This is a genomic window from Chloroflexota bacterium (genome assembly GCA_016197225.1).
In the GTDB taxonomy this organism is placed as follows: Bacteria; Chloroflexota; Anaerolineae; order Anaerolineales; family VGOW01; genus VGOW01.
Genome location: JACPWC010000062.1, coordinates 1 through 20,145, shown reverse-complemented (window position 1 = coordinate 20,145; position 20,145 = coordinate 1). Strand labels below are relative to the sequence as shown.

The 20,145-nt window shown below is 54.8% G+C and carries 20 protein-coding genes; 10 read left to right on the top strand and 10 right to left on the bottom strand.

Annotation, left to right across the window (positions count from 1 at the left end):
* Nucleotides 1-5 precede the first annotated feature (5 nt).
* Entirely contained in the window at nt 6-1,712 is a 1,707-nt protein-coding gene (locus HYZ49_11240; GenBank protein MBI3242857.1) for a long-chain fatty acid--CoA ligase, read from the top strand.
* A 161-nt stretch (nt 1,713-1,873) separates the two neighbouring features.
* Here the strand turns inward: HYZ49_11240 and HYZ49_11235 are convergent, their stop codons facing one another.
* The 8 genes from HYZ49_11235 to HYZ49_11200 all read right to left on the bottom strand — a co-directional run bounded on the left by HYZ49_11235 (nt 1,874) and on the right by HYZ49_11200 (nt 8,266).
* Nucleotides 1,874-2,713: a hypothetical protein gene (locus HYZ49_11235; GenBank protein ID MBI3242856.1), complete on the bottom strand. Its 840-nt coding sequence runs from the start codon at nt 2,711-2,713 to the stop codon at nt 1,874-1,876.
* A 143-nt stretch (nt 2,714-2,856) separates the two neighbouring features.
* Complete coding sequence (locus HYZ49_11230; GenBank protein MBI3242855.1) at nt 2,857-3,600, bottom strand: hypothetical protein; 744 nt, start codon at nt 3,598-3,600, stop codon at nt 2,857-2,859.
* A gap of 104 nt (nt 3,601-3,704) precedes the next feature.
* Nucleotides 3,705-4,373 carry a hypothetical protein gene (locus tag HYZ49_11225; GenBank protein MBI3242854.1) on the bottom strand — a complete coding sequence of 223 codons (669 nt, stop codon included), beginning with the start codon at nt 4,371-4,373 and terminating at the stop codon, nt 3,705-3,707.
* Nucleotides 4,374-4,531: 158 nt separating this feature from the next.
* Nucleotides 4,532-5,320, bottom strand: coding sequence for a hypothetical protein (locus HYZ49_11220; GenBank protein ID MBI3242853.1), 789 nt, complete (start codon nt 5,318-5,320; stop codon nt 4,532-4,534).
* Nucleotides 5,321-5,370: 50 nt separating this feature from the next.
* Nucleotides 5,371-6,024, bottom strand: a complete 654-nt coding sequence (locus HYZ49_11215) for a hypothetical protein (GenBank protein MBI3242852.1) — start codon at nt 6,022-6,024, stop codon at nt 5,371-5,373.
* A 124-nt stretch (nt 6,025-6,148) separates the two neighbouring features.
* Nucleotides 6,149-6,793 (bottom strand): hypothetical protein, encoded by a 645-nt coding sequence (locus HYZ49_11210; GenBank protein MBI3242851.1) that lies wholly within the window; start codon nt 6,791-6,793, stop codon nt 6,149-6,151.
* 42 nt (nt 6,794-6,835) lie between these two features.
* Nucleotides 6,836-7,468, bottom strand: a complete 633-nt coding sequence (locus HYZ49_11205) for a hypothetical protein (GenBank protein ID MBI3242850.1) — start codon at nt 7,466-7,468, stop codon at nt 6,836-6,838.
* A 75-nt stretch (nt 7,469-7,543) separates the two neighbouring features.
* Nucleotides 7,544-8,266: a hypothetical protein gene (locus HYZ49_11200; protein ID MBI3242849.1), complete on the bottom strand. Its 723-nt coding sequence runs from the start codon at nt 8,264-8,266 to the stop codon at nt 7,544-7,546.
* A gap of 180 nt (nt 8,267-8,446) precedes the next feature.
* Here HYZ49_11200 and HYZ49_11195 point away from each other — a divergent pair, with 180 nt between their 5' ends.
* From HYZ49_11195 to HYZ49_11185, 3 genes are read left to right on the top strand one after another with little or no spacing between them, the layout of a single operon-like run.
* Nucleotides 8,447-9,145 (top strand): response regulator transcription factor, encoded by a 699-nt coding sequence (locus HYZ49_11195; GenBank protein ID MBI3242848.1) that lies wholly within the window; start codon nt 8,447-8,449, stop codon nt 9,143-9,145.
* Complete coding sequence (locus HYZ49_11190) at nt 9,142-10,302, top strand: hypothetical protein (protein MBI3242847.1); 1,161 nt, start codon at nt 9,142-9,144, stop codon at nt 10,300-10,302. Before HYZ49_11195 ends, HYZ49_11190 begins: the two co-directional genes overlap by 4 nt.
* A gap of 31 nt (nt 10,303-10,333) precedes the next feature.
* A complete protein-coding gene (locus HYZ49_11185; protein ID MBI3242846.1) occupies nt 10,334-11,770 on the top strand; it encodes a hypothetical protein in 1,437 nt (478 codons plus the stop codon).
* Between the two features lie 86 nt (nt 11,771-11,856).
* Here HYZ49_11185 and HYZ49_11180 read toward each other — a convergent pair whose 3' ends face one another.
* Nucleotides 11,857-13,785 carry an ATP-dependent metallopeptidase FtsH/Yme1/Tma family protein gene (locus HYZ49_11180; GenBank protein ID MBI3242845.1) on the bottom strand — a complete coding sequence of 643 codons (1,929 nt, stop codon included), beginning with the start codon at nt 13,783-13,785 and terminating at the stop codon, nt 11,857-11,859.
* 187 nt (nt 13,786-13,972) lie between these two features.
* Nucleotides 13,973-15,070 carry a serine/threonine protein kinase gene (locus HYZ49_11175; protein ID MBI3242844.1) on the bottom strand — a complete coding sequence of 366 codons (1,098 nt, stop codon included), beginning with the start codon at nt 15,068-15,070 and terminating at the stop codon, nt 13,973-13,975.
* Nucleotides 15,071-15,132: 62 nt separating this feature from the next.
* On the opposite strand from HYZ49_11175, the gene HYZ49_11170 reads away from it, so the two are divergent.
* The 6 genes from HYZ49_11170 (at nt 15,133) to HYZ49_11145 (ending at nt 20,137) form a co-directional block, all read left to right on the top strand.
* Nucleotides 15,133-16,131, top strand: a complete 999-nt coding sequence (locus HYZ49_11170; protein ID MBI3242843.1) for a diacylglycerol kinase family lipid kinase — start codon at nt 15,133-15,135, stop codon at nt 16,129-16,131.
* A 124-nt stretch (nt 16,132-16,255) separates the two neighbouring features.
* Nucleotides 16,256-17,323 (top strand): calcium/proton exchanger, encoded by a 1,068-nt coding sequence (gene cax, locus HYZ49_11165; GenBank protein MBI3242842.1) that lies wholly within the window; start codon nt 16,256-16,258, stop codon nt 17,321-17,323.
* Nucleotides 17,324-17,409: 86 nt separating this feature from the next.
* Nucleotides 17,410-17,757: an ATP-dependent Clp protease adaptor ClpS gene (locus HYZ49_11160; protein MBI3242841.1), complete on the top strand. Its 348-nt coding sequence runs from the start codon at nt 17,410-17,412 to the stop codon at nt 17,755-17,757.
* Nucleotides 17,758-17,843: 86 nt separating this feature from the next.
* Nucleotides 17,844-18,659 carry a serine/threonine-protein phosphatase gene (locus HYZ49_11155; GenBank protein ID MBI3242840.1) on the top strand — a complete coding sequence of 272 codons (816 nt, stop codon included), beginning with the start codon at nt 17,844-17,846 and terminating at the stop codon, nt 18,657-18,659.
* 7 nt (nt 18,660-18,666) lie between these two features.
* A complete protein-coding gene (locus HYZ49_11150; protein MBI3242839.1) occupies nt 18,667-19,209 on the top strand; it encodes a hypothetical protein in 543 nt (180 codons plus the stop codon).
* Between the two features lie 147 nt (nt 19,210-19,356).
* Nucleotides 19,357-20,137 (top strand): IS5 family transposase gene (locus tag HYZ49_11145; protein MBI3242838.1). Its coding sequence is split into 2 segments (ribosomal slippage): nt 19,357-19,668 and nt 19,670-20,137, totalling 780 coding nucleotides; the frame shifts between segments, so codons are not numbered across the junction.
* Nucleotides 20,138-20,145 lie beyond the last annotated feature (8 nt).

Here is a 20,145-nt window from a genome sequence, read left to right as displayed (position 1 = left end):
CAAACATGAATAAGCCCTGGCTGAAAAGTTACGACTCGCAAGTGCCTCACTCGCTCGCGCCTTATCCCAATACTCCGCTTTATCAGTTCCTCGACGAGGCGGCCCACAAAACGCCCGATCATGCCTGCACCATTTTCAAGGGCGCGACTCTGACCTACAAGCAGATCAACGACATGAGCGACCAGCTTGCCGCTGGGCTGGCCAGCCTGGGCGTAAAGAAGGGCCAGCCGGTTGGCATTCTCATGCCCAACATTCCGCAGTTCATCGTCTCGTACTTTGCCATTTTGAAGGCGGGCGGGGTGGTGGTGGCCATGAACCCGACGTACACGCCACGCGAAATGGAGAAGCCGCTCAACGACGCCGGCATTGAACTGGTGGTGGCGATGAGCAAGTTCTATAACAGCCTCAATGAGGCTCGCGGCAAGACCAAGCTCAAGACGGTCGTCGTCACCAACGTCAAAGAGGCCCTTCCGCCAGTGTTGGGCTTCCTGTTCTCGCTGACGAAAGAGAAGAAAGACGGCCACCACGTCGAACTGCGGGCAGGCGATGTGTGGCTCAAGGACCTGCTGGCCAAGTTCAAACCGTCCGACCGGCCAAAGGTGGACGTGTCGGGCGATGACCGGGCGCTGTTTCAATACAGCGGCGGCACCACCGGCGAGCCGAAGGCGGCGGTGGCTCTGCATCGCAACCTTGTGGCCAACATCCTGCAAATACGGGCCTGGCTACACGATTCCAAGGACGGCCAGGAAGTGACGCTGGTGGCGATGCCGCTTTTCCACGTGTACGCGATGATTGCCGGGATGGGGTTCGCCATTAAAGGCGGGAATACCCTTGTCCTTGTGTCTGACCCGCGCGATATGAAAGATTTGTTTGCCAACATCAACAAACATAGCCCCACGATCTTCCCCGGTGTGCCCCGGTTGTATAACGCCATCAACAATCACCCTGACGTGCAGGCGGGCAAGGTCAAGCTTGGCTCCATCCGCGCCTGCGTCTCCGGCTCGGCCCCGTTGTTGTTGGACATCAAACAGAAGTTTGAGGCGCTGTCGGGCGGCACGGTATTCGAGGGCTTCGGCATGTCCGAGTGCCCCACCTCCTCACACTGCAACCCGTTCCAGGGCAAGAATAAGGAAGGTTCAATTGGCCTGCCGCTCTCGGACATGGAAGCCAAAGTCATTAGTTTGGACGACGGCACGACTGAATTAGGCGTCGGCGAAGTGGGCGAGCTGGTTCTGCGCGGGCCGCAGATCATGTGGGGCTATCATCAAGACCCGACCGGCACGGCCAACGTTTTGCGCGATTTGGGCGACGGCGGTGAGCGCTGGTTGTTCAGCGGCGACATTGTGCGCATGGATGAGGACGGTTACTTCTATATCGTGGATCGCAAGAAGGAATTGATCAAGGCCGGCGGTTTCCAGGTGTGGCCGCGCGACATTGAAGAAGTGCTGGCCGCGCACCCGAAGGTGCTGGAAGTGGGCGTGGCCGGTGTGCCACACCCGCAGTACGGCGAGACGGTGAAAGCCTGGGTGGTGTTCAAACCCGGCGAGAAGGCGACGGTGGACGAACTCAAGGCCTGGTGCAAGGACAAGCTCACCGACTACAAGATTCCGCGCGAGATCGAGTTCCGTGACGAACTGCCCAAGACACAGATCGGCAAGATTCTGCGGCGCGAGTTGGTGCGGCAACATAAGGAGAAGGCGGGGGTGAAGTAGAAAACCCCACGCTTTGCGTCCAAATTCCAAAACCCAAAAGCCGCTGGGCGAACAGCCTGGCGGCTTCTCTGTTAGGGCAATTTGCGGTAACGCTGGCTGGCGCAAGAAATGAGTGCTAGTAACGGCACAAACCCAAAGTTGAAGTGAATCTCATAACAGCTTTAGGCTGTTTTTGGTCGCCATAAGATTGCTGTGATGCTAATCGAAATTATGATTGCTATAAGCGCGAGACTTTGAGCTATTGGGCGGCTCCAATCCCATGCGTATTCAGGCACAAAAGTTGTGTTGCTGATGTAACCCAAATGTGCGCCATTATTGGGCAGCCATTTCAAGGTGTCATGAAAAACCCATGCGCCTGCGAGATTTACGGTTGCGCTTGCAATCCACAAATTCGGTTTCCCTTGCCGAAACAACCAATTCCGCAGAAAAAGGAGGGCCGCTGAAAAAGCGTAGATTCCCACTATCCCTATAAATATGGAGGGCCGAACTCCCAAAATATTTGCGTCCGAGTAGCCTGCCCACTGCGGGAAAGCATGAGTGCCAAAGTAAAGTGCTGTTTGAGCGGCCCAGGCAACCAGCAAGTAACCGACCGAGCCATATACAATGGCGATCGCAGAAAATGCCAGGGCGAAGAACAAACTATAAAACATGACGATGTCGGGGTCGCCAGGATCGTAAGGCGCATATGGCGCGCCACCCAGCCACGGTGTCATCCAGAGTGTAGCTCTTAATACTAGACTCGCTAAAGCAGGCACAGAGGCCAATAGTAAGCTGACAAAGGCTGATTGACTGGACGGAGTATAACGGAACTGTATGACCAGGACTGGCAGTGAAAGCGCCACTACCGCAAAGTAGATCATCAGCCCTAACGGGTGAATCGGATATCCGCTCGCTCGCGCTCCAAAATTGAGCAAGGCAAGACCAGCGGCGACATGGGCAAAGATGTTGGGCGCAACGAGGATGCGAGCGAGAAAATCGATCAGGCGAAGAGAGCAGTTCATTTGCGAAAATGATGCCACGTTAACCAGCGTAGCGTAATACCGATGATAATCAGCGGCGCGTCGCCATACGCAAGCGCAAAACGGGATGAGATTTCTCTCATCCCATTCTGATCAACATTGATGTCAGTGTGCAGGCATAGCGACTAGTTGCCGGATGCCCCCAATCCAAAGTCTTCTACGTACCAGAAGGGGCCGCCGGGGCCGCCGTCAATTTGAAAGTGATCCACAAATTCTTTCCAGCCCATGTTGGTCTTGCGTTGGAAATTCTGATCGCGGTAGATCAGGGTCCCAGTGACATCCACCAAAAACACACGGGGGTCCTCAATGAGGGCCTGGTATCCTTCCGCACTGACTACGCCGACCACCTCAAACACCCCTTGGAGTTGGGCCTGGTTGCTCTCGTGACCCTGAATAGCGTTCATGGCGCTGTCAATTTGATCAGCGGGGACAAGGTGATCCTGTTCTGGGCCACCAGAAATTCCGATCCGATCACCCTTTTGACCGATTACGCGCAAGGTATAGCGTTTGACCGCCAAGCCGTTCTGTTTCATCAATGCCTCAAAGGCATCAATGTTCATTGGGCGGCGGAACGTGACCCAGACGTACAACTCTTTGGCCCCTGAACTAATAAGTTTCTGGCCTTGGAAACGGCTCGCCTCCATGTAGTGCACAAGGGATTCGGGGCGGCTAGAGTCGTACATGACGACCCCGAACGGGGAGCCGGTGTCGTCAACGTTGCCGATGTACTGGATCGTCTTCTCTTGATCCAGATAATCTTGGACGAGAACTCCCTGGGCGGTAGCCGCCCCCGGCCGCCAATAGGCCACGCTCCCTAAAGCCACGACGAAGAGCAGGGATACAAAGAGGACGATGTGTCTGCGTTTCATGATTTGGTCCCCTCGGTTGTCTCGCAGCCATTGGCCAGCATCTCCCGGCTGGCCCGCCGTAGATCGTGCTGCGTGTGCCGTCTGAGTAATGTGCGCCGACCTGGCTACGTCAACGCAGTTTTGCCTTCAGCCCTTATACCTGCCGACGGGGGTAGTAAGATATCCGCCTGGTGACGCCCCAAGGCCAGACCTAAAGTTGCGCCGCCGCAGATTCCAATTATTGCGTTAGAAATGCTGAATATTATCATCAATGTAATGATATCCAATTCCCGCAGCGGGCCTATAACATAGCTGATAGAGATTAGTGTTAAATATCCAAGCCCAAAACCGCCAGCACCCGCCAGGGCCAACCAAGCCGCTTGTCCCCAGTTTTTTTGGATGCTCCCCAACGACACTCCAATGAAAGCCCCGATTATGGCATATCGCATTGAATCTACGATAGCAAAGGCCAAGAAATTGGAAAGAGCCATGCGTGGTTCAACATAGACTGAATAGAAACTAAATGCTCCATAATATCCCAAGCCGCACCCCAGTGCGCCAGCCAGTGAGAACAGGCCGATTTTATTTCGAGACTTACTGGCAAAGCCGAGCAACGCCCCACCAATTCCCCCTGCAAGGGCATACAGCAAAGCTCCTATTTTCAAGCCAGCATCGAAGTCAGGTATGTTGAGGTATATAGCCTCGAATATTGCCCCAACTAAAGCAAAGCCAACACCGAAGCCAATTGCTCCCCAGAGAACAGAATGGATAATTCGTTGATTGAAAATCTGCATTTTATCCTCCAACTGGACACATCGAGGCGTTTAGCGCCTTGATGTGTCCAGGGGTTCGCCTTTTCTCCCCAGCGCCTGCCAATGTTCTCACTGTTATGCTGGACAGTTAGCAGACTTATGCTTGGAGGATAAAAGGCTCTCGGCTACAGGCCGCTCGATTATTTGGAACTGACCAACCCATAGTCCTCTAAGAACCAATACACTGGCACTCGGGATATCTGAATCTGCATTTGATCATTGGTGTACGCTTGAACAGTCCCTTCATCAGCGCCTGCCGCTGATAGCTTGGCAGATGTGATGCTGTTGCGAAGTATGCTTTCGGTCACATCAACAGTGTAGACCGCCGGATCGTTAATCAGGTCAACCAAGTCCTTGCGTTTGACAATTGTAGACACCTCAATCCATCCAGTAATTTTCGAGCCGTCACGCTGCTGGATGTCTTGCGCCACGAGATTCAGGAGATCAGCGGGGATCAAATTATTGTCGGCTGGCCCGCCGTAGATCGTGCTGCGCGTGCCGTCTGGAGCGACCGCACGCAGTGAATAGGCGGAGGGTTTCAGGGCGTAAGTCTTGACGAATTGTTCAAATTCGCTTTGCGATAATGGGCGATTGAACACCACAAGCACATAGAACTTGTTTTGGTTAGTCGCCAGCAGCTTCTGGGCATTGCGTTGATTGAAGTCCACGTATTTTTGGATACCCTCTACGCTTGTGGTGTCAATAGACTCGCCGCCATTGATTTGACCCTCGGCGTAACCCACTGCGTATTGAATGCCAGATGTATTATCTGTTTCATCTATAAAAGTAACCGGCTTGTCGGATTGGGCTTGAGCTACAGAGGCTCGAACGAATGAGAAGGTAAGTAACGCCAGGCCAGCAAATAGTCCGATGATCAAGACCACGCTGTTTTTGCCTACGAATGTTCGCGCACGACTTCTGAATGACATGGGTTTTCTCCTTGGTTTTTTTACCGTAAATTGGCTTGGGGTGGCGAATTTCAGCAACCACTTGTGTAGACTGTCGCCCCACTGCTGGCACAGAACTTAGTGTGAAAATCCTTGTAGTTTAAGTAACCATCATGGTAACCTGCTGCTTCCCGATCCCAATAGCTATCTGCAGTCACCATCCCGGTAGACCAGGTGCTAGGGTATGTCTGGTCTCTGAACACACTCTGATAATAGTATTCTGTTCCTGCTACAATCGTGCCTGAAGCAATGAACCGAATCTCATTGTTTTTTCCGCTGTTACAAGTGGATTTGCCCCACACGGTGAGACCTGGCAAATTGGACCAGTTCCAGCCCGAACCTACTCCTTCACTCCGAATATTTCCGCAACTGCTACCATTTAACTGAAAGACGTGGAATACCATAGCGGGTTGGTAAGTGAATCCAAGATAAGAACCGCGATTGCCAGCAATCCACGCGACCTGGGTGCTAGTCCACTTGACATGTTCACCGCTTGCTCGAACATATCGATTACCACTGGGAAATTCAATCTGGCCGCCTAGGTTGCCGCTATCAGCCTCACCACCATAATGGTAGGTGTGACCAAAGGCAGGGTAAACGCCCCATGCTAAGGCTGTGCCTACTATACTTATTAGCAGGACAGAGGCAAGAAATACAACTGAGCTTTTCAATACTTTCTTTTTCATTGTCTTTTCTCCTTGAGTTGAATTCTTATCTACTGCTTCACTTATAACATGCGAACGTCACATTCTCATCACGGCCACGTAACAGTTGTATGACGATTTGATGAGAATTTGGCGTGTCTGCTCTTTATGGCGCAGGAGCATCACCCTGAATGTTGAGGCCGTTATTTTGCGAGGACGTTACTCTTGCTAAAACATCAGACAAACTAAATGCTACTCGGCAGTCTTTCACCTCACGGCTTCCCCCGCAATCTGCTGTTGCCTGAGTCCCATCAATCCGCAACGCATCCCCATAAGTATAAGGGGCAACGTTAATCATATTGCCAGTCGAAGTTCCAAGAAATAAGATCACCTGGTCTCCAACTGCCAAATCCGAATACAGGCCAAAATCGCTAACTTCTACCTGATCGTCGCCTGCTTTGCCTCCAACAGCGGCGAATTGAGATATAAACCCCTTTGCCGCAGTACCTTTAAGTGTTTTCACCGTTTCAAACGTAAACGGCGTGTAGATCATCCAGGTGGCCTCAAGTCCTGGCCGCCAGTCATCAGGGCGTAAACCATCAGTGGTATTCCAACGAGCAGGGCCAATCTGAGTGATTTCTGCCAATACCACCAAATCGGCGAAAGGTAATATTTCTTCAGGCCGATGCGAGCCGGGAAAACTCGACATCTGTATCCGGATTGCATTATTATCAAATGACGTGGGCGTTTGGTTGTCTGCTTCCGGATTGCGTGCTTGATGGAATGGGAAAGCATATTTAGCAACCATCATATAAACAGCTAAGAGAACGATTAGCCCAATCTCAAATCTCATCTAAGGTGTTGCCCATATTTTGCTTTCTAAGACTTCACCATTTTTATCTAATAATTCAATACGCTGTACTTGAAGAATCTGAGGGCGAGAGTTAAGGAACGCGCCATTCTGTAGGGTCACTACGTCAACTAGCCCATCTGACCACTCGATACGGACTTCATCACCACGATTACTAAACCCGTAAGCCGTCGTTAGATCTGTAATATTGCCTCCTACGGTATACATTGCCATAAAGTCGTCTATGTAAGGATAATTCTCACCACAGCCAATTCTGCTTGCTGATTGTGAACGCCAACTGTTGTTTTGTTCCTCAGTAACAAAAGTTGTGGCTACACAATACCCGTTGGAGACAGTGCCAACAGGCGAAGGGTAACGATAAAGTAAGACAAGTCCATCTGCTACATTCTCTTGCTGTAAAATTTCAACAGAGTTTAGGCTCTCCTTCGTCAAATAACCGGGAAACTCAGTTAGAGCCTCAGTAGATGTAGAATGGTAAGGTCGCCACCCTAGACAGCCTAATGTCAAAAGCCATAGGCACGAAATAACAAGCCAGATATATCTTTGTGCTAACTTCTTTGAGGAGGAATTGTCTCTAAAGCAAGAAGTGTGAATTTTTAAACCTTCGTTATTCATAATTACAGACTCGCTTCTCCATACAGCCCTTGTTCAACAAAACATTGTTGGACAAGGGCTGTATGGAACAAGTTGTTACGGTGCGCGTAGACGGAGGTTGTTTCTCACGTTAGCTGCTCCACCTGCGGCCGAGACACCTGTGGTGCCAAGGCATACGTACACCGAGTTCCAATAATAGGCATAACTATTGAGGTTGCCGCCGTAGGCAGTTAAAAGGGCTAACCAAACCTGTGTTGAAGAGGTGCTCCATCTCAAGCCATCAGGATTCATTGAGTAGGTCATAGAGAAATAGAATATCCAATCTGTGTCTGGGTCAGGGGGAGAGGCGTTTTCACAGTAAGGATCAGCCCAATATGATGAGGCAGTAACGGTACCAGCTCCCATTCCAGTATGTGGCTCAATGGGCTGACGCCAAATTTCCGCAATTAGTATAGATTCCGAAATATTCACATGTGAAGTATCACTTAACTGCGAAACAACTTCCTGCTCGTATAATTCTTTAGCTTGTCGCCACTCATCCAGCGGAATGCTGGCTTTAGTGGCTACCAGATCAGAGACTACATCCTTCTGCTTGCTGGTCAGTTGTTCATAAAAAGCCTGCGCTTGAGGAACGGTGATCTCCTCACTAAATGCCAGATCGACGAATTTTTGTAAGTCGGCCTTTTTCAACTTACTGGGAGAACCATCCAGTCCTGGTATGGTTGGAGGAGTACCGTCCTGAGCCGTTGCAACATTTGGCCAAACATTCAACATCAATGCTACTGAGACTAAAACAGAAATCAACTTGATCTTACGCATCACTTGCCTCCTGAGAAATTGATGGATTTGAAATCTGCCTATTACTGTACTATGCCAACATCACAACCCCATCTCATTTGTGTAACAGTTGTGTAACAAGCCGATGAGAATTTTTCCCTGAGCGCCTTTTCTATGGCATACTGTGTTGAGCAACTTGCTTTATCGCTTTGTCATACACGCATGCGGCCTAAACAAATTTTGGTGGTTGACGACGAACCTGCTATCACCAGCGCCCTGGCTACACTCTTGAAGCAGGCCGGGTATGACATCATCGTTGCTCACTCCGGGCCTGAGGCGTTGGCCCTGCTATCCTCTCAGCCTGACTTAGTGGTCCTCGACATCATGATGCCCGGCATGGACGGTTACGAAGTCTGCCGGAAGATCCGGCAATCCCCGTCTTATTTACCGATCCTGATATTGACGGCGAGGGACGAATTGCGAGATAAGGTATTTGGTTTAGAATTGGGAGCGGATGCTTATCTCACCAAGCCGTTCGCGCCGGACGAGCTTTTGGCGCAAATCAGGGCGCTTTTTCGCACCGTCGAGCAAAGCGCGAGAGTCGGTGATGACCCTCTATTGGCCTGTGGCCCGCTTAAGTTGTGGGGAGAACAGCATCGTGTTGAAGTGGCAGACGTTGAAGTAGAGTTGACGCCCAAAGAGTTTGAGCTATTAAGGCTTTTTATGCGTCAGCCAGGGCATGTTTTTGGCCGCGAAACATTGTTGCGCGAGGTTTGGGGGTATGACTTCACTGGTGACACCCGAACAGTAGATGTTCACATCCAGCGCCTCCGCGCCAAAATCGAAACCGACCCGGCTCAACCGCAACGCATTTGCACAGTGCGAGGCTTTGGCTATCGCCTCGTCTGTCCCCCCTCATGATCGTTCTCGATCTTAAGTTGGTTCTCCTTCTGAGTCTGCTTGTCCTGGCAGGCCTGATGTTGCTGGCGATTGCAGCGGATCGCCGTCATTTTCGGGAAACTCTGTTGATACGCAAAGGCGCTGACGCTTCTGAAATCAGGCAGGCCCTGGAAGCCGCGCCCTTTGGCCTTGCATTTCTCAATCTGGAGTTCGAATGTATTTATGCAAATGCTTATGCTCGCCGTTTTCTCGGATTGGCTTTAGCGTCGGGCCAACTCCCAGAGACCATTTGGCGCGCGGAGCTTTACAAAGATTTGGCGACTGCCCGGCAATCAGATACGTCTCAAACCCATTACAGGATTTTGACTTTGCCATCAGACCAAACACTGAGTTGGTGGATATGTTCGTTGCCTGATCTTAGTTTAGTGTTTCTTCTCGATTTGAGCGATCAACGCAGAACAGAAAAAACAGCCCGCTTATTTTTGGCAAATCTTTCTCACGAATTGCGGACGCCGTTAACTTCGATTCTGGCTCATCTCGAAGTGGTGCGCCTGCCTGATATCTCCGAAGCTATCCGCCAGAATTCGTTGAACTTGATCCATCAGGAAACCAATCGGATTGCGAAAATGGTGCGGGACCTTTTGAGGGTAAGCCGCATGGAGCTTGTCTCTGACCTGGAATTGAAACCGACAGATTTATTCGTTGTGGCTGAACGAGCAATTGCCGAGATCATTCTGATCGCTGAAGAGCGACAGATTCTTATCTCACTCGAAGTGGATGCGCCGATCCCTTTTGTGTTAGGCGATCCGGATCTGCTCTACGACGTTTTTCTCAACATTCTGGACAATGCCGTCAAGTACTGTCGCCCAGGTGATAGGGTAGATGTATCCCTAAACAAGCACCACAAAGGTGTTTATGCCACTATTGGCGACAGCGGCCCGGGGATTCCCCCTGAACATCTGCCACATGTGGCAGAGCGGCTTTACCGCGCCCGAACCGATGTGCCGGGCAGTGGTTTGGGATTGGCGTTAGTCGAAGAGATTCTTCGGCATCATCATACTCGCTTGGAAATCGAAAGCCGATGTGCTGACGGATCCACAGGCACGACGGTTAGTTTTTTATTGCCGATTGCCGCTGCGAGTCAAGGAAGTTATGTTATCTCAACGGTCACGAAATAAACGATTGTGGGGACGGGTTGCGTTATCCGCGTTGTTAGCCGCCCTCGTTTTCGGCTACTGGCAGTTGCCTATCTCCGGCCAGATTGTCGTTGTCCCTGGTGATTGGCGAAACACAAACGCCTGGCCGCAGGTGCGCCTTGACCCTGAAAACGCCCGGCCCGGGCAACGCGCTATAGCTTTGGTGAGTGATACTATCCCCTGGGCGTACGTCAAACTTGCTGTTGCTGGTAGTGAAGCGACTTTGGAAGATTACGAAGCAAACAGCGGGTATGGTACTTGGCGTTGGTCTTTTATAGTTCCGGATAGTGCTGGTTACGAATTCGTTTTTTATCATGACTGCGATACGGGTTGCATCGAGCGGGCACGAGTTACAATAGGCGCGCTTGAATCAAGAAACCTCACGCAACCTGCCCAGAGAATTCCTACCAAGCTAGGAATCGTTTTCGCTCATCCGGAACGCGACTGGCATCATCGGGCAGGGTGGGATGTGGAATTAACCTACGTCATGAAAGCTGAGTCAGAATACTGGGGCATTGATGATTTGGCTGGCCGGGTTCAAGGAGCGACGGCCAAAGGGCTACGGGTGCTTGTCCGGGTTGATTATGATCAAGGCCAAAGTATCCCTCCAGCGAATGATTACCTGGCACTCGATGCATATCTTGATTACGTCCGGCGGCTGGCTCGAGATGCGCGGCTGAACGATGTATATGGTTACATCATCGGTAGCGGCTACAATACAAAGGGTAGCAACTCGCAGGCCGTCGCTGATTTAGTCACTCCTGAATGGTATGCCCGCGTCTTCAACGGCTATGAGGCCGAACCAGAACATGGCGACAACACCGTTGAAGCTATTCACGCTGAAAACCCGGCAGTTCAGGTGTTGGTTGGCCCGGTGAGGCCGTGGGTTGATGACCAAAACGGCCAACGCCGTTATCGGCTTGATCAACCCTGGCTGAATTATATGAACACGCTGGTTGCCTCGCTCGATGCTTCAGCGACTGCTAATGCAGCGATCGGCATCCCATTTGTTGGCCCGGATGGGTTTGCCGTTCAAGCGCCTGGCCGACCCGACGCGCCGGAATTTGCGACTGATGAGGGCGCAACCGAGCCGCACCGTGATCTCCGAAGAAATACTTGGGGACAGGCTCAAGCTGGTTTCCGCGTGTATGGTGATTGGCTGGATATTATCAACGCCTATCCGTATACAAAAGGGTTGCCTGTCTACATCACTTCAACGAATACTTACCAGCCGGACACTGATGTAAAACCAGCGCAAAATTATCCACGCGGCTGGTTAAGCGCGGCCCTTGAGGTGATCAATAACGAACCGCAAGTTCGGGCGTTGTGTTGGTTTCTCGATAGCTTTCCTCTCGATAAACAATGGGAACTGTTTAGTTTGACAAATCCAAAGGGATTGCTTGTTGACGCCGCTGATGAGTTCGATAGTCTTTTGAAGTCACAGCCGTAAGAATAAACGCATTGATTCAAAAAAGGACCCCGGCTCATCGCCGGGGTCCTTTTTTGTCTACCTGTTAACTTGTCTACTTGTGTGCCTTACGCGCCGGTAGGCAACGGCACAGGCCAGCCATCCGAAGGGGCAGGCGACTCGGGCGCGGGGCGGGGCGGGCGTGGGGTGTTGGAGGTGGAACTGCCGCTCTCGGCGGGCGGTTCCTGGCCGGTGTACACCGCTTCAAACTCGACGGCGTCCAGCGTTTCCACTTCCATCAACTTCTTGGCCACGGTGTCAAGCTGGGCGCGGTGATTCGTCAGAATTTCCAGCGCCATCTCGTGGGCTTCCTGCACCAGCCGTCGCACTTCTTCGTCAATCTCCTGAGCCACCGAGTCGGAATAGTCGCGCTGTTCGCCCAACTCTTTGCCCAGAAAGACCAGCTCTTCCTTCTTGCCGAACGTCATCGGGCCAAGCTTCTCGCTCATGCCCCAGCGCGTCACCATCGTGCGGGCAATGTCGGTGATCTGGGCGATGTCGCCGCTGGCGCCGGTGGTGATGTCGCCAAAAGCAAGCTCTTCGGCGGCGCGGCCACCCATGGCCGAAGCCAGGGTGGTCTTTAGTTTGGTGCGCGTCGTCAGCGACGAGTCTTCAGGCAGGTACCAGGTGACGCCGCCGGCCACGCCACGCGGGATGATGGTGACTTTACGAACCGGGTCGTGCTCCGGCATGGCCCGGGCGACGACGGCATGACCCGCCTCGTGGTAGGCCACCACTTCCTTCTCTCTGGGTGTGATCAGCTTGCTCTTGCGCTCGGGGCCAAGCATGACGCGCTCGATGCTGTTCTCCAGTTCCGACATGCCGATGGATTTCTTGCTCCGGCGGGCGGCCAGGATGGCCGATTCGTTGACCAGGTTTTCAATGTCTGCGCCCACGAAGCCAGGGGTGCTCTTGGCCAGGGTCGAGACGTTCACGTCGGAGGCCAGCGGCTTGCCACGCAAATGAACTTTGAGGATGGCTTCACGGCCTTTGACATCGGGCCGGTCGAGGATCACCCGGCGGTCAAACCGTCCGGGCCGCATCAGGGCCGGGTCGAGAATGTCGGGGCGGTTGGTGGCGGCCACCACAATCACGTTCGTGTCGGTGTCGAAGCCGTCCATCTCCACCAGAATCTGGTTGAGGGTTTGTTCGCGCTCGTCATGGCTTCCGCCCAGGCCGGCGCCGCGATGGCGGCCCACCGCGTCAATTTCGTCTACGAAGACGATGCACGGGCTGTGGCGCTTGGCCTGATCGAAGAGATCGCGCACGCGGCTGGCGCCGACGCCGACGAACATCTCCACGAACTCCGAGCCGGAGATCGAGAAGAACGGGACGCCCGCCTCACCCGACACGGCTTTGGCGAGCAGGGTCTTGCCAGTGCCCGGCGACCCCACCAGCAAAACGCCTTTGGGGATGCGAGCGCCGAGTGAGATGAACTTCTCCGGCTCTTTGAGGAATTCGACGATTTCCTTGAGGTCTTCTTTGGCTTCCTCCGCCCCGGCCACGTCTTCAAAGGTCACGGTCGGCTGGTCGCCGGTGAACATGCGCGCCCGGCTCTTGCCAAAGGAGAGCGCCTGGTTGTTGCTTCCCTGCGCCTGGCGGAGCATAAAGTAGATCAACCCCATGACGAAGATGGCGGGCAGGGTGTAGCCAAGCAGAGGGATGAGGTTGGCCCACTCGCTGGGGCGGGCCACGTCCACTTCGACGCCGGACAGGATTTCCGAGTCCACGCCCAGGGCTACCAATTGTTCGGCGGCCGTCGAAGTAGGTTCTTTGCGGGCGACGGCGACGGAGCCGTCTTTTCTGGTTACGGTGATGTCGTCGCCGGAGACGGAAATCTTCTCAACGTCGCCGCGCCTCAGGGCCTGGGCAAGTTCGCTCAAGGTCAATGGCTTGGTCTGCTGGGTCTGAGAGCGCACCGACCACAGGATGGCGACGATGGCCAGCAGGATCAAGACATAGACAAAAATGTTTCTTATACGGGGGTTATTCACAATGGGCCTCCAATCTTTCAGCCACTTTACTATCAATGTGTCAGAACTACATCAGCGATTATACCAACCGTTATTCATTTTACCATCTTAAGAGCGCGTGAGATTCCGCCATTTAGGTAGATCGGCTGAGAAACCAGTCCCCCCTGGCGAAGCTGAACCAGACCTGATAGATCTGTGGAAGATGAGAGTTTTATAAGCCGAAGAGGCCGGGATTGTATCGCAACAACACAAACAGCCAGAGCGGAATCAGACCGACCAACGCCAGCAGGGCTACACCGGCGAGCAGGATGGCTGTCCAGTCGAGGCCTTCTTCCTCTTCGTCTTCGCCATAATATTGCTCTTCGGAAGCGGGTTGGGGAGCCGGTTTGGCCGCCGGACGCGGTTGGGTGCGGCCCACTGCCGGGGCGGTGGGCATGGCTGTGGATTTAACCGTGGCGGCCTGGGGGCGGCCAGCAGTCACTTCCGCGCCACGATCTTTGTACGAAACCAGAATGTGGCCGAGTTGATCGGCAGTGCGGTAGCGGGCCGACGGCTCTTTAGCCAGCACTTTGTGAACGATGCGTTCGAGGGCTTCAGGCAGGGACGGGTTATAGAGCGAGAGCGGCGGCGGTTCTTCCTGCAAGTGCTTCATGGAAAGCTCTTGCGGGTTCTCGGCCTGGAAGGGCAGTTTGCCGGTCAACATCTCGAACAGCATCACGCCAATTGAATACACGTCGGAGGCCGGGGTGGGGGCCTCGCCGGCCGCCTGCTCCGGCGAAAAGTATTGCGGGCTTCCCCACACCACTTCGTTCACTTCAGCCGGATGGATGGACGCCAGCGCGCGGGCGATGCCGAAGTCGGTCACTTTGACCCGGCCATCAGGCGTGACCAGAACATTCTGCGGTTTGAGGTCGCAGTGCACCAGCCCGGCACGGTGGGCGTAGCCCACACCCATGCAAATCTGGATGGCATAATCGAGGGCGCGGTCAACGTTGAACGGGCCTTCGTTGCGGATGATGTCCTTCAGATTCTTGCCTTCCACATGCTCCATTACCATGTAATAGCGCCCGCTGTCCTCGCCAAAATCGTGGACGGTGACGATGTTGGGGTGGGCCAGGTTGGCGGCGGCGCGGGCCTCGTCGAGGAAGCGGCTGAGAAACTCGCCGTTGCCGGTGTAGGTCTCGCGCAGGACTTTGACGGCCACCGGCCGCCCCAGCGACATATCCTGGGCTTTGAGAACAAGCGCCATGCCGCCAGCCCCGATTTGCGACAGAATCTTATAACGTTGGTTGAGGAGTGCATCGGCCATATAGGACATTTTACCCCCGACACAATTCAAACGCAATTGTTTTCAAGCTATAATCTGCCGTCATGACGCACATGCGGGCCGCCCTTGTTTTCAACCCCATTGCCGGAATCGCCGGCAGAGGGCGCGCGGCTCAGGTGGTGCAGTGGGCGCAGAAAGCCTTGCAGGCTCTGGGTTGGTCGGTGGTTTTGAAGGAGACAAGGCGGCACGGCGAGATGCATGGTGTGGCCGCCTCAGTGTTGAGCGAGGATGTAGACGCCGTCTTTGCCGCAGGCGGCGATGGCACAGTGGGGGCCGTCTCTGCCGCCCTGGCCGGGTCGGACGTGGTGATGGGTGTTTTGCCTACCGGCACGGCCAACATTTGGGCAGTTGAACTGGGGTTGATAGAACCTGGCGCCGGGTTAAAATCGGCGGCTGATGTTCAGAACTGCCTCGAGGCTCAGTTGAACGGCGTAGTCAGATCAGTTGATATAGGCCGCTGTGGCGACCGATCCTTTTTATTGTGGGCGGGCGTGGGGCTGGACGGCCACGTCATCAGCAAAATTGAGCCCCGCCCCGAGCTTAGCAAACGTCTTGGCGAAGCGTATTTTTACCTGGCCGGCCTTCTCGCCGCCGCCGACTTTCGCGGCGGGCCGATGACGGTTCGCGCCGACGACAGAACGATAAGCGGCACGAAACTGCTGGCCGTCATCACCAACATCCGGCGCTACGCGGGCGTCCAATCCATTCTCGATCCTGACACCCGCGTTGACGACGGCCAGCTTGATGTCTGGACGATGGACGGCGAAAGCTACTTTGAGGCGCTGGGCCAACTCGTTCGTTACAAGCGCGGCCAGCACCTCGGCCACCCCACGGTGCAAAAATTGAGCGGGCGCAGAATTGAAGTTGAAACGGAGTTGCCTATGCGGCTGCAATTCGACGGGGAAGCCGCCGAGGCTGTGAAACGGGCCGAGTTCAACGTTTGGCCGGCCGCGCTGAGGGTGTTTGCGCCGCAAAAGCCATCGCCGATTTTCTCGAACCGCCCTGGGGACGCGGACGCTTTGCGCGCTGATTTTCGCGGATAAAAAACAAAACCTGCGTTTATCCGCGCGCTTTGCGTCTGCGTCCCAATTCCCGTTAAAGCCGGGAGACACCAACTTTATTGTCCTGGAGGAACGAGCATTAATGGACAAACTCAAGAATCTGAAAATCAACTGGTTACAAGTATTGCTCATCGGCGCGCCGCTGGCGATTGTTGGCGAACTCCTGCACTGGCCGCCGATTGCCATTTTTGGCTTTGCCTGCGCCGCCCTCATCCCGCTGGCCGGCTGGATCGGCGAGAGCACCGAAATGCTGGCCGAGCGCACCGGCCCGAAGATCGGCGGCCTGCTCAACGCCACCTTCGGCAATGCCGCCGAACTGATCATCACCATCGCCGCCATTCGTGAAGGCCTGCTGGAGTTGGTAAAAGCCTCGCTCACCGGCTCGATCCTGGGTAATTTGCTGTTGGTGCTTGGGGCCAGCATGCTCTTTGGCGGGCTGAAGAATGGCCGCCAGAAGTTTGACCGGGCGCGGGCCGGGCAAAACTCGACCATGTTGTTGATGGTGCTCATTGCCCTCGCCGTCCCTACCTTGTTCAGCCCGGCCATCGGCCCGGACTCTTCTCAGCCGGTTGAAGCCCTGAGTCTGGGCGTGGCGACTTGTATGATTCTGATTTATGGGCTTGGCATCTTTTATTCATTCCGCGCCCCGGCCACCGAGGACACGCCGCTCACCCGGCCCTCGGCTGAGCATGGGGTGAAGCATCTGTGGTCTCCGCAAAAATCTCTGGCAGTCATGGCGGCGACGGTGGCGGCGGTGGTGGTGTTAAGTGAATTGCTGGTGGGCACGGTTGAACCGATCATCGAAGAATTCCCCTTCATCACCGAATTCTTCCTGGGCATCATCCTCATTCCCATCATCGGCAACGTGGCTGAACATCTGGTGGCGGTGCAAGTGGCGATGAAGAATCAGATGGACTTGAGCGTGGAGATCGCCGTCGGTTCGAGTCTGCAAATCGCCCTCTTCGTCGCGCCGGCGCTGGTGTTCGTCAGCCTGCTCTTTCCGGCGCCGTATCTTACCCTGCACTTCAACCAGTTTGAACTTATCGCTATGATGGCCGCTTCGGTCATCGTCGCCCTGGTGAGCGCCGACGGCGAGACCAACTGGCTGGAAGGGGCGCAGTTGTTGGTGGTGTATGTGATGTTGGGGCTGGCGTTTTTCTTTTTGCCGGCATAGTTGACTACCCCAACAATGGAAAAAAACGGGCGCTGGTGGAGTTGCTTGGCGTTCGGGTACAATTGCGCACAGAGGACGGCCCAGTGATGGTTGAAAGCGACGTGCGGCTTGAAGTTAACCGAGAAGAAGAAACCTCTGTAGAAACTGAGCGCGAGCTTGAACTCGTCGTCGGGCCGGCCACCGGCGACAGGGGAAGAGTTTTGCTCCACAACGACGATGTCACGACGATGGATTTCGTCGTCTTCGTCTTGCGTAGCGTGTTTGAACTGTCGGGGGAACGGGCCGAGGACGTGATGCTGGCCGCTCACCTGCGCGGCATCGCCTACGTAGCTACATACCCGCTGGAAGAAGCCAAGTACCGGGTGGGGCAGGCCCACGCCCTGGCCCGCGCCGAAGGCTTCCCGCTCACACTGACGATTGAACCGGAAGACTAAAATTTGGGCCATTTCCCCCGAACGCCTGTTTTCGATGGGAACAAAGCCACTTGCCCCTTTTTTTCCTCTCGTGTTATAAAGCTGTAATGGACACCCCCTCAATCCCCCGGCCTCAACTAGCCGTTTTGCTTGCCTCCGGTCATCACACCGACATCGGCCAGGTGCGCAAGATAAACCAGGACAGCCTGCTGGTGATGGAAATGGACAAAGTCAACCAGTCCATGCCCAGCCCGCTGGGACTCTACGTGGTGGCCGACGGTTTGGGGGGTTACGAGGGCGGCGAGATTGCCAGCGGCCTGGTGGTGACAGCCATTGCCAGTTTGGCCCAGGCCGACCTCTTCAATAGTTTCATTGGCGGCGCGCTGGACGAGGCCGCTACCAAGACCTGGCTTCAACTGGCAGTGAAGCGGGCCAACGAGGCCGTGGTGGAGAAGCGCACCGGCGCCAACAGCGAAATGGGCAGCACCCTGGTGATGGCCGTCGTCAACGGCCTCAACGTTTGCCTGGCCCACGTCGGCGACAGCCGGGCTTACCGCCTCAACTCATCGGGCGAACTCGAACGTCTCACCTACGATCACTCCCTTGTCGAAGAACTGGTGAAAGCCAAACAACTCACCCCGGCTCAGGCCAAGAGCCACAACCTGGGAAGCCTCGTCTACAAAACCATCGGCAACAAAGAAGAGGTTGAGCCTGACGTGCAATCGGTGGAGCTGGAGCCGGGCGACCGACTCATTTTGTGTTGTGACGGCCTCAACGGCATGATCAGCGACGAGCAGATTGCGGCCATTGCCCACGCCGCGCCCACCCCGGCCGAGGCCGCCCACCGCCTGGTCACTGCCGCCAACGAAGCCGGTGGCCGCGACAACATCACGGCCATTGTCGTCGAAATTTCCATCCGTTGAAAATCCTATGGAAGAATCGAATGAAAATGCATCCACTCTGATGTGGGTTGCCGTCATTGGCGGCTTGCTTTGCATTTGTTTGGCCGGCGGGCTGGCAATGGCCGGCGCCGGGGCCTTCATCTTTACTCGAACCGGGACGTCGCTCCCGCTTCCTTTCCTCTTCACACCTACCCCGGCCATCCCGCCCACCTTCACGCCCATTCCCGTTCAATCGGACGCGCCTCTGTATCGCGAAGACTTTGACAGCGAAGGCTCGTGGTCAACCTTCGACGACGAGACCGGGCGGGCCGTCGTCGCGGGTGGGGCGCTGAGGGTGGAAGCCAGCCAGCCGCAGGTGGTGTCGTGGGCGCGGCCCGGCCAGGAGTTCGACAACTTTGACTTGACCGTGACGGCTGGCGTGGTTGACGGGCCGACGAACGCCACCTACGGCGTCTTCCTGCGGGTGGTGGATGTGGGTCACTACTACTACTTGCAGTTGAGCGGCGAAGGCTCGTGGAGTTTTTACCGCTACGAAGAGCCGAACTGGATCACGCTGGTGGACTTTGCTTAGAACCTATCCTAAAGACCCCTTTGCTGATACAGTTGCCAAATGCCCAAGACTGTGAAAACACCAATCAAACAACAGAAACCGACTCGCCCAACGAGGCCGACCAATCCCACGACAGGCGGTTTTGAAATCTCGGACGAGTTATGGGCCGTGCTGGCCCCTTTACTCCCCCCGTATGTAAATCGGCATCGCTTGGGCGGCGGTCGCCCCCGTGTCCCAGAGCGCCAATGCGCCAATGGCATTTTCTATGTCCTGCGTACGGGTTGCCAATGGAAGGCCTTGGACACGACGGGGATCTGTTCCGGCTCAACGGCACACCTCCGTTTTCAAGAATGGGTCGAAGCCGGGGTGTTCTTGGACCTTTGGCGAGTCGGGCTGGAAGCGTACGATGAACTGAAAGGGCTGGACTGGAGTTGGCTAAGTATGGATGGCGCGATGACCAAAGCACCATTGGGCGGGGAAAAAAACCGGCAAAAACCCGACCGATCGCGGCAAGTCGGGCGTCAAACGCAGTCTGTTGACCGAAGCCAACGGCATCCCCGTCGGTTTGGCCGTTGACGGGGCCAATCGGAATGATATGAAGATGGTCCGAGAGACCGTTGAGAGCAACCCGGTGCAACGCCCAGAGCCAACGCCTGAACAGCCGCAAGGCCTGTGCCTGGATAAAGGGTATGACTACGACGAAGTGCGCCAAACGTTGCAAGAGTTTGGTTTCACCGCTCATATTCGAGCGCGGGGTGAAGAAGCTCTGGCCCTCAAGCGCGAAGCTGGCTTCAAAGCCCGGCGGTGGGTAGTCGAACGGACTCATAGTTGGATGAATCGCTTTCGGCGCATTTTGATTCGCTGGGACAAGTCTGCTGAGAATTACATCGCTTTTCTGCATTTCGCCTGCGCGCTCGTCGCTTTCAGGGCCGCTGGGTTATTAGGATAGGCACTTAG

What these genes read in the sequence shown, in the direction of transcription:
- HYZ49_11160 (MBI3242841.1), top strand. Translation starts at nt 17,410, where the DNA reads ATGGTTGAAAGCGACGTGCGGCTTGAAGTTAACCGAGAAGAAGAAACC.
- HYZ49_11155 (MBI3242840.1), top strand. Translation starts at nt 17,844, where the DNA reads ATGGACACCCCCTCAATCCCCCGGCCTCAACTAGCCGTTTTGCTTGCC.
- HYZ49_11195 (MBI3242848.1), top strand. Translation starts at nt 8,447, where the DNA reads ATGCGGCCTAAACAAATTTTGGTGGTTGACGACGAACCTGCTATCACC.
- HYZ49_11210 (MBI3242851.1), bottom strand. Translation starts at nt 6,793, where the DNA reads ATGATGGTTGCTAAATATGCTTTCCCATTCCATCAAGCACGCAATCCG.
- HYZ49_11235 (MBI3242856.1), bottom strand. Translation starts at nt 2,713, where the DNA reads ATGAACTGCTCTCTTCGCCTGATCGATTTTCTCGCTCGCATCCTCGTT.
- HYZ49_11150 (MBI3242839.1), top strand. Translation starts at nt 18,667, where the DNA reads ATGGAAGAATCGAATGAAAATGCATCCACTCTGATGTGGGTTGCCGTC.
- HYZ49_11170 (MBI3242843.1), top strand. Translation starts at nt 15,133, where the DNA reads ATGACGCACATGCGGGCCGCCCTTGTTTTCAACCCCATTGCCGGAATC.
- HYZ49_11215 (MBI3242852.1), bottom strand. Translation starts at nt 6,024, where the DNA reads ATGAAAAAGAAAGTATTGAAAAGCTCAGTTGTATTTCTTGCCTCTGTC.
- HYZ49_11240 (MBI3242857.1), top strand. Translation starts at nt 6, where the DNA reads ATGAATAAGCCCTGGCTGAAAAGTTACGACTCGCAAGTGCCTCACTCG.
- HYZ49_11225 (MBI3242854.1), bottom strand. Translation starts at nt 4,373, where the DNA reads ATGCAGATTTTCAATCAACGAATTATCCATTCTGTTCTCTGGGGAGCA.
- HYZ49_11200 (MBI3242849.1), bottom strand. Translation starts at nt 8,266, where the DNA reads ATGCGTAAGATCAAGTTGATTTCTGTTTTAGTCTCAGTAGCATTGATG.
- HYZ49_11175 (MBI3242844.1), bottom strand. Translation starts at nt 15,070, where the DNA reads ATGGCCGATGCACTCCTCAACCAACGTTATAAGATTCTGTCGCAAATC.
- HYZ49_11190 (MBI3242847.1), top strand. Translation starts at nt 9,142, where the DNA reads ATGATCGTTCTCGATCTTAAGTTGGTTCTCCTTCTGAGTCTGCTTGTC.
- HYZ49_11205 (MBI3242850.1), bottom strand. Translation starts at nt 7,468, where the DNA reads ATGAATAACGAAGGTTTAAAAATTCACACTTCTTGCTTTAGAGACAAT.
- HYZ49_11230 (MBI3242855.1), bottom strand. Translation starts at nt 3,600, where the DNA reads ATGAAACGCAGACACATCGTCCTCTTTGTATCCCTGCTCTTCGTCGTG.
- HYZ49_11220 (MBI3242853.1), bottom strand. Translation starts at nt 5,320, where the DNA reads ATGTCATTCAGAAGTCGTGCGCGAACATTCGTAGGCAAAAACAGCGTG.